Origin of the sequence: Psychroflexus lacisalsi (genome assembly GCF_020164495.1) — a bacterium.
Lineage (GTDB): Bacteria > Bacteroidota > Bacteroidia > Flavobacteriales > Flavobacteriaceae > Psychroflexus > Psychroflexus lacisalsi.
In genome coordinates, this window is sequence record NZ_JAIQYZ010000001.1 from 1001369 (window position 1) to 1015263 (window position 13895).

A 13895-nucleotide genomic window follows, 5' to 3' on the forward strand; every position below is an offset into this window, starting at 1 on the left:
ATCAGGATTTTTTGGATATGACCTTAATTTTTGACTTTACAGTTTCAGCGATAGCTCTTGCCTCGCTTATGTCTGAATGTATAATGTTCACATGTCCCATTTTTCTGAACGGACGTGTTTCTCGTTTTCCGTAGATGTGCGGAGTAACTCCCGGCAGAGCCATGATTTCTTCAATACCTTTATAAAAAACATCTCCAGTATGATTTTCGTCACCTACCAAATTTACCATTACAGCATTCGTTTTACTTTCTGTGCTTCCCAAGGGTAGGTCTAGAATTGCTCTTAGGTGTTGTTCAAATTGATTTGTGAAACTCCCTTCGATGCTGAAATGGCCGCTATTATGTGGCCTTGGAGCAACTTCATTGACAAGAATATCATCAGTTTTTGTGACAAACATCTCAATCGCCAGTAGTCCAACATGTTCGAATTTACTGGAAACTTTTTGGGCTAGTTTTCTGGCTTTTTTAGCTACATTTTCACTGATTCTCGCAGGACAAAGTACATATTCTACCTGATTTGCTTCAGGATGAAACTCCATTTCCACCACGGGATAGGATTTGATTTCACCAGAAACACTTCTCGAGACTATGACTGCTATTTCAGTTTTAAAATCCACCAAATCTTCTACAATGCATTCCACATCTGGAAGGTTATGGATAGCCTCCTCAGATTTTATAACACTTACGCCTTTACCATCGTAACCTCCGGTGGCACTTTTCCATACGAACGGGAAATTTATACTTCCGGTTGAAGTTGCTTTTTTGAGAGCACTTAAGTCAGAGAAAATTTGAAATTCAGCTGTTGGGATCTGGTTGTGGTCGTAAAAACTTTTTTGTGTAGCTTTATTTTGAATTTTTTGTAAGGTAGCCGCTGATGGATACACCTTTTTACCTAAAGCTTCCAGGTCTTCTAGTGCTTTAACATTAACGGATTCAATTTCAAATGTAAGGAGATCCACTTTTTTTCCAAAAGCCATGACCTTGTCGTAATCCATAAGACTTCCAACTTCAAAATGATTGCTAGAAATCCTCGATGGAGCCTCAGGATTGGGGTCCATTACAAAGGTTTGGATATCAAATTTCCGTGTGTCGTAAAGCATCATTTTGCCCAGTTGACCACCCCCTAAAATTCCTAATTTAAAATCCGAAGAAAAATAATGTGTCATCAGACAAAAATAACAGATTTAAATACTGTTGTGTACTATTTTTAAAATAATTTCAACTTTGAAAAGTTTATAGTAAAGCAGTTTAGATTTCATTATTATTGTATAAACCATTCTTCATGAAATTTTTCGAGAATACCGTCAATGTTAGGCTTTTTATTCTTTTCACTTCTATTATTGTCATAGGCGTTGTGGTTTGGAATATCTCTGTTTTTTATGAAGGGGTGAAGAATGAAGAACGAGAGAAAATGAGAATTTGGTCCTCAGCACAAGCCTCAGTCAATAAGGCAGGGGAGGAGCAGGATCTCAATTTGGAACTGGAAATATTAAACACGATAAATGATATTCCTATGTTTATCGTCAATGACTCCAATGGATTTCAAGAGGTCAATAATATTCCGGAGACAATTACAAGTGATTCATTGAGATTGAGACAGTATTTTGAATCTATCAAAAATCAAAATCAGCCAATAATCATAGATTTAGGGGAAGCCGGAAAGCAATATTTGTACTATGGAGACTCTTCGATTCTCACAAAAATCAAATACTACCCGTTTATTTTATTGCTAATTATTTTTCTTTTGCTTGGGCTCATTTATCTGTATTATGTAACCGCAAAAAACAGTGAAAAAAACAAGCTTTGGGCAGGTATGGCAAAAGAAACGGCACACCAAATAGGCACTCCGCTATCCTCTTTGGTTGGCTGGATGGAAATTTTAAGATCAGAAAATGTCAATCCTGAATATATTCTTGATATCGAAAAAGATATCGACAGACTTAAAACGATAACTGAACGATTCTCTAAAGTAGGCTCAAAACTTACATTGGAGGTTTCTAGCCTTAATAAAGCCGTAGAAAATTCATTTAACTATTTAAAAGACAGAAGTTCTAAGCTCATCCAATTTTCAATAGAATTACCCGAAGAAGACTTTAAGTGTAAATTGAACCCAACTTTACTGAGCTGGACTATAGAAAATCTTACAAAAAATGCAATAGATGCTATGAAAGGTCGTGGAGATTTAAAAATTTCTCTTTTTGAAGATAAAAATTATTTCAAAATTCATGTTAGCGATACGGGAAAGGGAATTCCATCCTCAAAATTTAAAACCATCTTTCAGCCTGGCTATTCTACTAAGGAACGCGGTTGGGGTTTGGGATTATCGCTTTCCAAGCGAATTATTGAAGATTACCACTCTGGAAAAATCAAAGTATTATCCAGTTCTTCAGAATCTGGTACGGTCTTCGAAATTAAATTGCCTAAAAACTAATTTTCAACTTTGTGTTTATCCTCATTTAGAGTTTTCCATAGCAAATCTTTTAATGGTTGTAAGCCTTGCTGTGCAACAGAGGAAATGAAGACGTGAGGAATACCATCAAACGCATCTTCTATTTCTTCGGCTAATTCAGTCTTGAGTTCGTCATCGAGTAAATCTGCTTTTGAAATTGCAATCACCCTCGACTTGTCTAGAAGTTCTGGATTATAACGTCGTAATTCGTCAAGCAGGATTTCATATTGCTCTTTGACGCTTGGAGCATCTGCAGGAATAAGGAATAACAAAGTTGAATTTCTTTCAATATGTCTTAAAAATCGATAACCCAAACCTTTTCCTTCGGCAGCTCCTTCGATAATACCAGGGATATCTGCCACAACAAACGTTTTGTAATCTCTGTATTGAACAATTCCAAGATTGGGTTTTAGTGTTGTAAACTCGTAGTTAGCAATCTTAGGTTTAGCAGCAGTTATTACAGAAAGTAAGGTGGATTTACCTGCATTTGGAAAACCTACGAGACCAACATCTGCTAGAAGTTTTAGTTCAAGAGTTATGTCTTTTTCTTGTCCTGGAATTCCTGGTTGTGCAAACCGTGGTGTTTGATTTGTGGAGCTTTTAAAATGAGCATTTCCTTTTCCACCCATTCCCCCTTCCACGACAATATACTCTTCATCATGCTCAGTCATTTCTTTGATGACTTCGTTTGTGTCGGTATCTCTAAAAACTGTTCCAAGAGGAACTTCTATATATTGGTCTTCTCCGTCTGCACCAGTACTTGTTTGTTTGCTTCCATGTTCACCATGGGTAGCTTTTATATGCCTTTTAAATTTTAAATGGAAAAGAGTCCACAAATCCTTGTTAGCCTTAAAAATGACATGACCACCGCGACCACCATCACCACCGTCAGGACCCCCTTTTGGAATATATTTTTCCCTTCTCAGGTGAGCGGAACCTTTTCCGCCGTTTCCAGATTTTAAATGGAGTTTGATGTAATCTACAAAGTTTCCTTCTGTCATAGTATTAAGCTAAATGCTTTAGTTTTATAAAGAATCTATAACCTTACTGATGCGAGCTGTAATTTCCGGAATGGAACCTACACCATCTACACCATAGTATTTATCTTCTTTTTTGTAAAATTCTTTGAGGACTTCAGTTTCCCCATAATACACTTTTATTCTATTGCGAATAATATCTTCATTGGCATCGTCCTTCCTGCCAGAAGTTTTTCCGCGTTCCAAAAGACGCTCGACCAAAACTTCATCTGGTACTTCCAAGGCTATCATAGCATTGATTTGAGAACCCTTGGATTCCATCAATTCGTTTAAAGATTCAGCTTGAGCTTTAGTTCTTGGGAAACCGTCAAAAATGAATCCTTTGCTGTCGAGGTGTTCTTCAACTTTAGCATTCAACATTTTGATGGTCACTTCGTCTGGTACCAAATCACCTTTATCCATGTAGGATTTAGCTAGTTGACCAAGTTCAGTTTTATTTTTGATATTGTATCTAAACAAATCTCCAGTAGAAATGTGTTTTAGATTATATTTTTCTTTAAGATTTTCAGCTTGAGTTCCCTTGCCTGCCCCCGGAGGACCAAATAACACTATATTAATCATTGAGCTTTGATTTTAGTTGATATATTTCAGAAATGTTTCTTCCTAATCCGTTGTAATCCAAACCGTAACCCACAATAAATTTGTTTGGTATTTCCAATCCAATGTAATCTATATTGAGAGATTTTTTGTAAGCTTCAGGTTTAAAAAATAAGCTTACAATCTTGTAGGAGGCAACTCCTTCATTTTTAAGAACTTCGACAATGTGCTCCAGAGTATTGCCAGTATCGACAATATCTTCCACGACAATAACGTCCCTTCCTTTCAGATTACCAGCCCCTAGTAGCGTATTGACTTGACCTGTTGATGAAGTACCTTCATAAGAAGCTAGTTTAGTGAAATTAACTTCACAATCGCCTTCATAATATTTCATCAAATCAGATAAAAACATGAAAGCACCATTAAGTATTCCCAAAAAAACTGGCGTTTTAGAATCGTAGTCTGCAGCAATCTGTTTTGCAAGGCTTTTTATAGATTCTTGTAATGTATTCTGATCAAGATAGGGTTCGAATTCCAAATCATGAAGCTTCACCATTTTCATAAATTTTATGAATCGCAAATATAAGGATTCAAAAACTATAAAAGATACTCATAAAACTAAAATAAGACCTCCCAAGTTTATGCTCAAACTTTGGAGGTTTAAATTTTCAAAATCAAGAGTGATTTTACCTGAATACGTAGGTCTTCTCTTGTCCATTTGGACTTAAGAAAGTGACTAGCATTGGATCCTTGGAATCTTTATTATTGATAATAGTTTTTACGTCATCAATAGAATTCACTTCTTTTTCATTTATTTTAGTGATTAATAGACCACTAATGTCGCTTTTGGTAAAACTATCGGACAATACTCTATGAATAAGAACTCCAGATTCTGCTCCATATTTTTTCAAATCTTCTTCTGAAATTTCCGTTACTTCTACACCGAGATCTTCAATGCGGTATACTTTAAAGATATCTAGAGTAACATCAGTTTTTCGCTCAACATTGTCCCTTAAGTAGGTTATTTCAACCGTTTCTCCAGGATTTTTTGAATTTAAATAACCAGTCATATCCGCAAACTTTCTAATCTTAATATCATCTATAAATTTGATGATGTCACCTTTTTCCAATCCAGCTTCTTTTGCTCCGCTTTCCGGGTCAACATTGGTGATGTAAAATCCTTGCGAGTTCTCTATATCTAATTCTTTAGCGATCATACTATTCAGGTCGCTACCTCTTACTCCTAAAATTGCTCTTCTTACGTTTCCAAATTCAATTAAATCCTCAACAATCTTTTTGGCATTGTTACTAGGGATAGCAAAAGAATAACCTATAAAAGAACCTGTCTGAGAAGTGATGGCAGTATTTATACCAATAAGTTCGCCGCGTGTATTCACTAAAGCACCTCCACTATTTCCAGGATTCACTGCTGCATCTGTTTGTATGAAAGATTGGAAATTCTTATCGGACCTCCCAAGGTCTCTTGCTTTTGCACTTATAATTCCTGCAGTAACAGTAGATGTAAGGTTGAATGGATTACCAACAGCTAAAACCCATTCACCAACTTGGACCTCATTGGAATCACCAAAAATCAAAAAGTCCAATTCGGTAGCATCAATCTTCAAGAGGGCGATATCGTTATCCGGTGAGGTTCCAAGGACTTCGGCAACATAAGTTTTGTTGTCATTGAGAGTGACTTGAACTTCAGAAGCTCCATCAATAACGTGATTGTTGGTTACGATAAGTCCATCTGGGCTTAGGATAACTCCAGATCCAGCTCCCCTTATTGCTTTTCTTGTTTCTCCGCTCCCGTAGCTATAGTCAAAAGGACTTCTGGATTGTCTATAAGTAGTTACGTTTTTTACGTGAACCACTGCATTTACTGTTTTTTTTGCAGCCTCAGTAAAATTCAATTCAGAGGGTTCTTCACTATAGGAAGCTAAGTGAGAAGTTGCATTTACATTTTCTTTTTGCCATGGAATTTCATAGTCTTGGCTTACAGTTTTGGATTCTTCTTCAAAAAACTTGTAACCGCCTATACTGAGTACACTGGCGAATAATGCAATCGATATTAATTGAACATTTTTCTTCATAAGAACTTATTATTTTATGTTTAAAATTACTTTCAGTTTATCAATTCAAAATTGTATTTAACCCATTTTTAACCCCTTTACTTCCTTTATTAATTCACTATATTTGCGGATACTAAACCTAAGTGATGGCTTTACATTTTTATAAATACCAGGGCACAGGAAACGATTTTGTTTTGATTGATAACAGATCTTCAGTTTTCAAAAACGATACCAAAATTATAAAGAAGCTTTGCGACAGACGCTTTGGTGTAGGAGGCGATGGACTTATACTTTTGGAGGAATCATCGATGGAAATGTGTGATTTTAAAATGGTGTATTTTAATGCAGATGGCAATGAAAGTTCCATGTGCGGTAATGGAGGCAGATGTATTGTTGCCTTTGCAAAGGAACTAGGCATTATAGATACCGAAACTACCTTTGAGGCTGTTGACGGACTTCATTCTGCTATAATAAAAGACGATGTCGTTAATTTGAAAATGGCGGATGTTCCTACTGTCAATTTAAGTCGTGAAGCCTCATTTTTAGATACTGGTTCACCTCATCATGTGGCTTTTGTAGATGATGTTTATGATTTTGATGTGTTTACTCAAGGTCGACGAATAAGAAATTTACCAAACTACGAAGGGATAAAAGGCACAAATGTCAATTTTGTCCAGGTGTTGGATGAAATGGTGCATGTAAGGACTTATGAGCGAGGTGTAGAAGACGAAACTTTTTCTTGCGGAACTGGAGTTACAGCTGCAGCAATCACTGCCAAAATGTCAAATAAGATTGATAAGTTACCTGTAAAGGTCATCACTAAGGGTGGTGACTTAGAGGTAGATTTTGAAATTGAAGGCCCTAATGCAGTAAAAAATATCTGGTTGAAAGGACCTGCAACATTTGTTTTTGAAGGGGATTATCATGGTAAAGCTTAAAAGCACACATATTTTATTAAGAGCCCTCACGCTAGAAGATTTAGATTTTTTGGAGTTGGTTGAAAATGATGAAGACCTTTGGTATTTAAGTGACACCCTGCAGCCTTTTTCCAGACCCATACTAAAAGAATATTTAGATCACTCACACAAAGACATTTATGAAGTAAAGCAAATGCGATTGGTGATTGCGCTTCATAACAAACAACCTATCGGCTTTATTGACCTTTACGACTTTGATCCCAAAAATAAACGAGCGGGTTTGGGTATACTGATTATTGAAGGTTATCAGGCCAAGGGTTATGGTACTGAAGCTTTGGAGTTGATGATAGATTATGCGTTTGATATTTTAGATTTGCACCAATTGTTTGCTTCAATTATAGAAGAAAATACCAGAAGTTTGAAGCTCTTTAAAAGCTTTGGATTTGAAGAGGTTGGGTTGAAAAAAGACTGGAGATACAACTCTGGTAAATTCCAAAGTGAATATTTATTACAAAAAATAAATCATGTACATTAAAAAAATATTGGTGGCAGCTTCTGTTGTTGGATTAATTGTCCTTGGTGGAGTAAGTCTTTATATCTATAACGTCATTTTCACACCTAATACATCTTTTGAAACTGATACAACATCAGTTTATGTTTCTACAGGAAGTACTTTACAGGAAGTGGTTAATCAGTTACATCCTTTGCTGAAGGACACCGAAAATTTCATTACTGTGGCCAAAAAAAAGGGATATGCGTCCAATGTGAAGCCTGGTCATTTCGTGTTAAAAAAGGGCATGAATAATAATGAAATAATAAATACACTGAGATCACGGAATGTTCCTGTAAAAGTAAGTTTCAATAACCAGCACAGGTTAGAAAATTTAGCAGGCAGAGTCGCTGAACAGATAGAGGCTGATAGTATGCAAGTTTTGCAAGCAATGACTTCTGACGAATTCCTAGCATCAATGAATACCACACCACTGGAAAGCATGAAATATTATATTCCAAATACCTATGAATTTTATTGGAATACGTCAGGGGAGGAGTTTCGGGATCGAATGGTGAATTATTATAACGAATACTGGAATGAGACGCGAGTCGCTAAAGCAGATAAGGTAAATCTTACGTCTGTTCAAGTGATGTCTTTGGCGGCAATAGTCCAAAAAGAAACAGCTAGAGTAGAAGAACGACCAAAAGTTGCTGGTGTCTATCTCAACAGATTGAAAAAAGGCATGAAATTACAGGCAGATCCAACGGTTATTTTTGCAATTCAAAATGAAAATCAGGATTTTGATACGCCTATAAAACGAGTGCTTTATAAAGATTTAGAATTGGATTCTCCTTACAATACCTACAAATACAAAGGCGTACCGCCAGGGCTTATCGCTATGCCAGATGTGTCCTCAATAGAGGCTGTTCTCAATGCAGAAACCCATGACTATCTCTATTTTGCAGCAGATCCTGAAAATCCAGGGTATCATAAATTTGCGAAAACCTTGTCACAGCATAATAGAAATGCAAGAGTTTATCAGAATTGGATAAACAAGCAGGAGATTTACAGATAAATTATAAGCTAATAAAAGCAAAAGGCCTTAAAATCAATTTTTAAGGCCTTTTGTTGTTTTTAAATTTAGGAGTTTCAGCTTAAACTCCTACAGCATACATTCTTTCACGCTGCTCTTTTATTTTAGGATCCGACATGTATTCATCAAAGGTTGAGAATTTGTCTATTACTCCGTTTGGTGTGAGTTCAATCACTCGATTACCAACGGTTTGAGCGAACTGGTGGTCATGAGTAGTCAATAAAATATTACCCTTAAAATTACTAAGCGAATTATTGAAAGCTGTAATAGTTTCCAAATCCAGGTGATTAGTAGGCTCATCAAGAATCAGGACATTAGCCCTGGTCATCATCATTCTGCTTACTATACATCTTACTTTTTCACCGCCAGAAAGAACATCGCAAGTTTTCAGAGCTTCATCACCGCTAAATAACATTTTACCCAGGAATCCACGAATGTGAACTTCCTCACGTTCTTCTTCAGTTTTGGCCCACTGTCTTAACCAGTCTACAAGTGAAAGTTTACTTTCAAAATATTCGCTATTATCGTTAGGCAAATAAGATTGATTGGTGGTTACGCCCCATTTATAAGTACCTGTATCAGGTTCGGCTTTTCCATTTATGATTTCATAGAAAGCAGTTGTTGCTCTGGAATCTTTAGAATAAATAACGACTTTATCACCCTTGTTAAGATTGATATGAACATTATTAAATATTGTCTCTCCGTCAATACTCGCCGATAAATTTTCAGCATGAAGAATTTGATCACCAGCCTCTCTTTCCTTTTCAAATATGATGGCTGGATATCGCCTGTTTGAAGGTTTTATATTTTGAAAATCCAGCTTATCAAGCATTTTCTTTCTCGAAGTAGCTTGTTTAGATTTGGCGACATTAGCGCTAAAACGTTCAATAAATTGTTGTAACTCTTTTTTCTTTTCTTCAGCCTTTTTATTCTGTTGAGCTCTCTGCTTTGCCGCCAATTGAGAGGACTCATACCAAAAGGTATAGTTACCACTGAAATGCGTGATTTTTCCAAAATCAATATCAGAAATATGTGTACAAACCGCGTCAAGGAAATGACGGTCGTGAGAGACTACTATTACAGTATTATCAAAATTTGCCAGAAAGTTTTCTAACCAGGAAATAGTTTCATAGTCCAGATCGTTTGTAGGCTCATCCATGATCAACACATCTGGATTTCCAAAAATGGCTTTAGCCAACAGTACTCTCACTTTTTGTGTACCATCAAGATCTTTTACCAATGTATAATGCGCATCCGACCCAATACCAAGATTGGAGAGTAGGGAAGCAGCATTGCTTTCTGCATTCCATCCGTCCATCTCTTCAAATTCAACTTGCAAAATTCCAACGCGCTCGCCATCAGCATCATTAAAATCTTCTTTAGCATAAATTTCGTCCATCTCTTTTTTGATTTTAAAGAGTGGCTCGTTACCCATCATGACCGTTTCCAGGACATTATAGTTGTCGTACATCGAGTGATCTTGTTCCAGAACTGACATACGTTTACCTGGTTCCAGGTGGACGTGACCAGAGGTAGGATCCATTTTTCCGGAAATGATATTTAAAAAAGTAGATTTACCAGCACCGTTAGCACCAATAATTCCGTAACAGTTACCAGTAGTGAAACTGGTATTGACTTCGTCAAAAAGGACTCGTTTACCAAATTGAACAGAAAGATTTGAAACTGAAAGCATAATATAGCTGAATTTTTTGCAAAAGTACTCATTTTATCATAACTGGTAAAGGATTTATAATCCTGCTTTTTTAACGGTGACTTAACATGCTTAAAGTCTTGGTAAAGCTAGTTTTGTGACACTATATACATTTTATGAGATACTTATTTCTTTGTGTTTTATTGATAGCTTCGGCCTGTTCTAAAGAACAAGATAATGATCTCACTTTTATTGGTGGCAGGGTAGTGAACCCTAATTTGAATTATGTTACTCTTGAACACAACGATAAAATAATTGATACAATACCTCTGGATTCCAAAAATAATTTCGGCTATCGATTTCATCAGGATAAAGAGTCTATTTACACTTTTAAACATTATCCTGAAAGTCAAAACGTTTATTTAAAGCCTGGAGATAGTTCAGTCTTGAGGGTGAATACTCTAGAATTTGACGAATCATTAAGCTTTGGAGGGAGTTCTTCAGTAGAAAATAATTTTCTCGTTGATATGTTTCTCCTTAATGAACAAGACAATGATTTGATTTTGTCATATTATAAAATAACACCAGAACAGTTTATTGAAAAAACAGATTCTATATTGAAGCATCGCCTCAGAAAATTTGAAAAACTAAAAGAAGATTCAAAATTCACACCTTATTTTCAAAACATAGCTGAAAGCACAATTGAATATGAATATTACGACATGAAAGAACGTTATGCGTTTTTAATGAAAAAATATGTGCCCAATAAGTTTGAAGAATTTCCAGAAGATTATTTTGATTACAGAAATGAAGTGAATTTTAATAATTCTGATTTGGTTTCGAATTTTAGTTACATGAGATTCTTAGACAATTATTTAAGAAATAGGTCTATTGAAATTTGTAAGACTGATAACAGAGACTGCTTTGATTTGAATGATCATCAAAATCTAAAGCGGAGACTAAACCTTGTTCATGCCATATTTAACGATAACTACTTAAAGTCTAATTTCTTTAACCGATTAATCAGGCGAGAAATAGTTTTTTCTCAAACCGAAAAAGAACTTAAAGAGACTTTGAAAATTATCAAAAAGTTTGACCTCCCAGCTTTGGACGAGACAGAATTACATCAACTCACTCAAATTCAAAGTAAATATTTACTCGGGAAAGATTTAAAACATATGAATTTAAGAACACCTGCAATGGATACTGTTCAGCTTCATCAGGTTTCTCAGTTGGAGCCGACGGTAATGTACACCTGGTCTGCTTTATCTCCCGAGAGTAAAAAGAATAATATGAATAAGATAAAAGAACTTCGGGACAATTACCCGAACATAAATTTTATCAGTATCAATCTGGATTTTCAGAATCCTAATCTGTGGATCAATGCATTGAAGCGCTTTAATCATTTTTCACAAACCGAATTTCAAGTTATTTCTGATGTTCCTCCCAATACTTATGGTTTTTTCAGAAACTACCTTAATCGAGTTTATGTGTTGGACAAGGACTTCATACTTACCAACAATTCCTTAAGCCTTTTTGATCCTGAACTTGAGAAGCACATTCTAAATGTGCTCGATAAGAATTAAAATATAAAAGCTTGATTTTTAGGTTTTTGTTTCAATTTGAATGCTGTAAATTATCATTTTATTAAAGCGGTTTTTAATACATAAAATAAACCTACCTTTGCAGACTTAAAATTATGCCTTTTTATGAATATCAAGAACATTGCGATTATCGCTCACGTTGACCACGGAAAAACAACCTTGGTGGACAAAATTATGCACCACTGTAAATTGTTTCGTGAAAACGAGTCGACTGGAGAACTTATTCTGGACAGCAACGATCAGGAAAGAGAACGTGGAATTACTATTGTATCCAAAAATGTCTCTGTTGTATACAAAGACACAAAAATAAATATTATTGACACTCCTGGTCACGCCGATTTTGGTGGTGAAGTAGAGAGGGTCTTGAACATGGCCGATGGTGTTTTACTTCTGGTAGATGCTTTTGAAGGACCAATGCCACAGACGCGTTTCGTATTACAAAAAGCGTTGGACTTAGGTCTTAAACCATGTGTTGTAATAAATAAAGTAGACAAGCCAAACTGTACTCCAGACGAGGTGCATGAAAAAGTATTTGACTTGATGTACGAGTTAGGTGCCGAAGAATGGCAGTTGGATTTCCCTGCGGTTTACGGTTCTGCTTTAAACAACTGGATGAGTCATAGTCCGGATGAAAAAACAGAAAATATTGAGCCTCTGCTCGACATGGTTTTAGAACATGTTGAGTCTCCAACCGTAAAAGAAGGAAACACTCAAATGCTGATTACCTCTTTAGATTTTTCTTCCTACACAGGTAGAATTGCTATTGGACGTTTACACAGAGGAGTTTTGAGAGAAAATATGCCAGTTGCATTGGTAAAACGTGATGGTTCAATCACTAAAACACGTATCAAGGAACTTCATACGTTTGAAGGTGTTGGAAGACGTAGAGTCGAGGAAATACAAGCGGGTGATATTTGTGCTATTGTAGGTCTAGAAGGTTTTGAAATTGGTGATACAGTAGCTGATATTGAAAACCCTGAAGGCTTAAAATCTATCGCGATAGATGAACCAACGATGAGTATGTTGTTTACAATTAACGATTCTCCATTTTTTGGTAAAGATGGAAAATTTGTGACTTCAAGACACATAAAGGATCGTTTGACCAAAGAACTTGAAAAAAACTTAGCATTAAGAGTAGAAGAAACAGATTCAGCAGATAAATTCAACGTTTTTGGACGTGGTGTCATGCACTTGTCTGTTCTTATAGAGACGATGAGAAGAGAAGGTTATGAACTTCAAATTGGACAACCACAAGTGATCATCAAAGAAATTGATGGTGTGAAATGTGAGCCTATTGAAGAATTAACCATCGATTTACCTGAGAATATTTCTGGTAAGTCAGTTGAAATGGTGACCATGCGTAAAGGTGAAATGCTAAGCATGGAAGGAAAAGGAGAAAGAATGACTATTCAGTTTTTAATTCCTTCCCGTGGTATTATTGGTTTGCGAAATCAATTAATGACTGCTACAGCTGGTGAAGCTATTATGGCTCACCGTTTCAAAGAGTTTCAACCCCTAAAAGGTGATATTCCACAACGTCAAAACGGATCGCTTGTATCTATGGAAAAAGGGAAGGCAATTCCTTATTCTATTGATAAATTACAGGATAGAGGTAAGTTTTTTGTTGACCCAGGTGAAGAGATTTACGAAGGTCAGGTGATTGGTGAAAACTCAAGATCTGATGATATGACAGTAAATATCACTAAAACTAAAAAGCTATCTAACGTAAGATCCTCTGGTGCAGATGATAAAGCCAAAATTGTTCCGGCAAAGAAATTCTCTCTGGAAGAAGCTTTAGAATATATTCAAAAAGATGAGTACGTCGAGGTAACTCCTCATTTCTTGAGAATACGTAAAATCTATTTAACAGAAACAGACCGTAAGCGTTACAAAATTATCTAGAGTAAAGTTGATTTTTATATAATAGAAAAGCCTGTTCGTTAACTCGAACAGGCTTTTTTAATATATTATAATTATTTATTTCAAAGGGACATATGATAAAGAAGATTGGTAAGCTACAAAGCTTTGTCTTTCACCTGTGAA

Annotated in this window: 12 protein-coding genes; 6 read left to right on the forward strand and 6 right to left on the reverse strand. The window is 35.8% G+C overall.

Features of this window, described 5'->3' with window-relative positions; translation table 11 throughout:
- Position 1: 1 nt before the first annotated feature.
- Entirely contained in the window at positions 2-1165 is a 1164-nt protein-coding gene (locus LB449_RS04710; RefSeq protein ID WP_224453919.1) for a 5-(carboxyamino)imidazole ribonucleotide synthase, read from the reverse strand.
- A 116-nt stretch (positions 1166-1281) separates the two neighbouring features.
- Between LB449_RS04710 and LB449_RS04715 the strand changes: the two genes are divergently transcribed.
- Positions 1282-2430 (forward strand): sensor histidine kinase, encoded by a 1149-nt coding sequence (locus tag LB449_RS04715; RefSeq protein WP_224453920.1) that lies wholly within the window; start codon positions 1282-1284, stop codon positions 2428-2430.
- Here the strand turns inward: LB449_RS04715 and obgE are convergent.
- The 4 genes from obgE to LB449_RS04730 form a co-directional block, all read right to left on the reverse strand.
- Entirely contained in the window at positions 2427-3449 is a 1023-nt protein-coding gene (gene obgE / locus LB449_RS04720; RefSeq protein WP_224453921.1) for a GTPase ObgE, read from the reverse strand. The two genes, LB449_RS04715 and obgE, sit on opposite strands and share 4 nt — an antisense overlap.
- 24 nt (positions 3450-3473) lie before the next feature.
- Positions 3474-4046 carry an adenylate kinase gene (locus LB449_RS14025; RefSeq protein WP_317196198.1) on the reverse strand — a complete coding sequence of 191 codons (573 nt, stop codon included), beginning with the start codon at positions 4044-4046 and terminating at the stop codon, positions 3474-3476.
- A complete protein-coding gene (gene hpt, locus LB449_RS14030; RefSeq protein ID WP_317196199.1) occupies positions 4039-4578 on the reverse strand; it encodes a hypoxanthine phosphoribosyltransferase in 540 nt (179 codons plus the stop codon). The genes LB449_RS14025 and hpt overlap by 8 nt, the downstream gene beginning before the upstream one ends.
- A 130-nt stretch (positions 4579-4708) precedes the next feature.
- Positions 4709-6115 carry a trypsin-like peptidase domain-containing protein gene (locus tag LB449_RS04730; protein ID WP_224453922.1) on the reverse strand — a complete coding sequence of 469 codons (1407 nt, stop codon included), beginning with the start codon at positions 6113-6115 and terminating at the stop codon, positions 4709-4711.
- 125 nt (positions 6116-6240) lie between these two features.
- Here LB449_RS04730 and dapF point away from each other — a divergent pair, with 125 nt between their 5' ends.
- The 3 genes from dapF to mltG are packed head-to-tail and all read left to right on the forward strand — an operon-like array spanning position 6241 to position 8579.
- Positions 6241-7032 (forward strand): diaminopimelate epimerase, encoded by a 792-nt coding sequence (gene dapF, locus LB449_RS04735; RefSeq protein WP_224453923.1) that lies wholly within the window; start codon positions 6241-6243, stop codon positions 7030-7032.
- Positions 7019-7546, forward strand: coding sequence for a GNAT family N-acetyltransferase (locus LB449_RS04740; protein WP_224453924.1), 528 nt, complete (start codon positions 7019-7021; stop codon positions 7544-7546). Before dapF ends, LB449_RS04740 begins: the two co-directional genes overlap by 14 nt.
- Positions 7536-8579: an endolytic transglycosylase MltG gene (mltG, locus tag LB449_RS04745; RefSeq protein WP_224453925.1), complete on the forward strand. Its 1044-nt coding sequence runs from the start codon at positions 7536-7538 to the stop codon at positions 8577-8579. Before LB449_RS04740 ends, mltG begins: the two co-directional genes overlap by 11 nt.
- A gap of 79 nt (positions 8580-8658) precedes the next feature.
- Here mltG and LB449_RS04750 read toward each other — a convergent pair whose 3' ends face one another.
- Entirely contained in the window at positions 8659-10290 is a 1632-nt protein-coding gene (locus tag LB449_RS04750; RefSeq protein WP_224453926.1) for an ABC-F family ATP-binding cassette domain-containing protein, read from the reverse strand.
- Positions 10291-10424: 134 nt separating this feature from the next.
- Here LB449_RS04750 and LB449_RS04755 point away from each other — a divergent pair, with 134 nt between their 5' ends.
- Entirely contained in the window at positions 10425-11834 is a 1410-nt protein-coding gene (locus LB449_RS04755) for a hypothetical protein (RefSeq protein ID WP_224453927.1), read from the forward strand.
- A 123-nt stretch (positions 11835-11957) separates the two neighbouring features.
- The gene (typA, locus tag LB449_RS04760) at positions 11958-13754 is read left to right on the forward strand and encodes a translational GTPase TypA (RefSeq protein WP_224453928.1); all 1797 of its coding nucleotides are present in this window, start codon (positions 11958-11960) and stop codon (positions 13752-13754) included.
- Positions 13755-13895 lie beyond the last annotated feature (141 nt).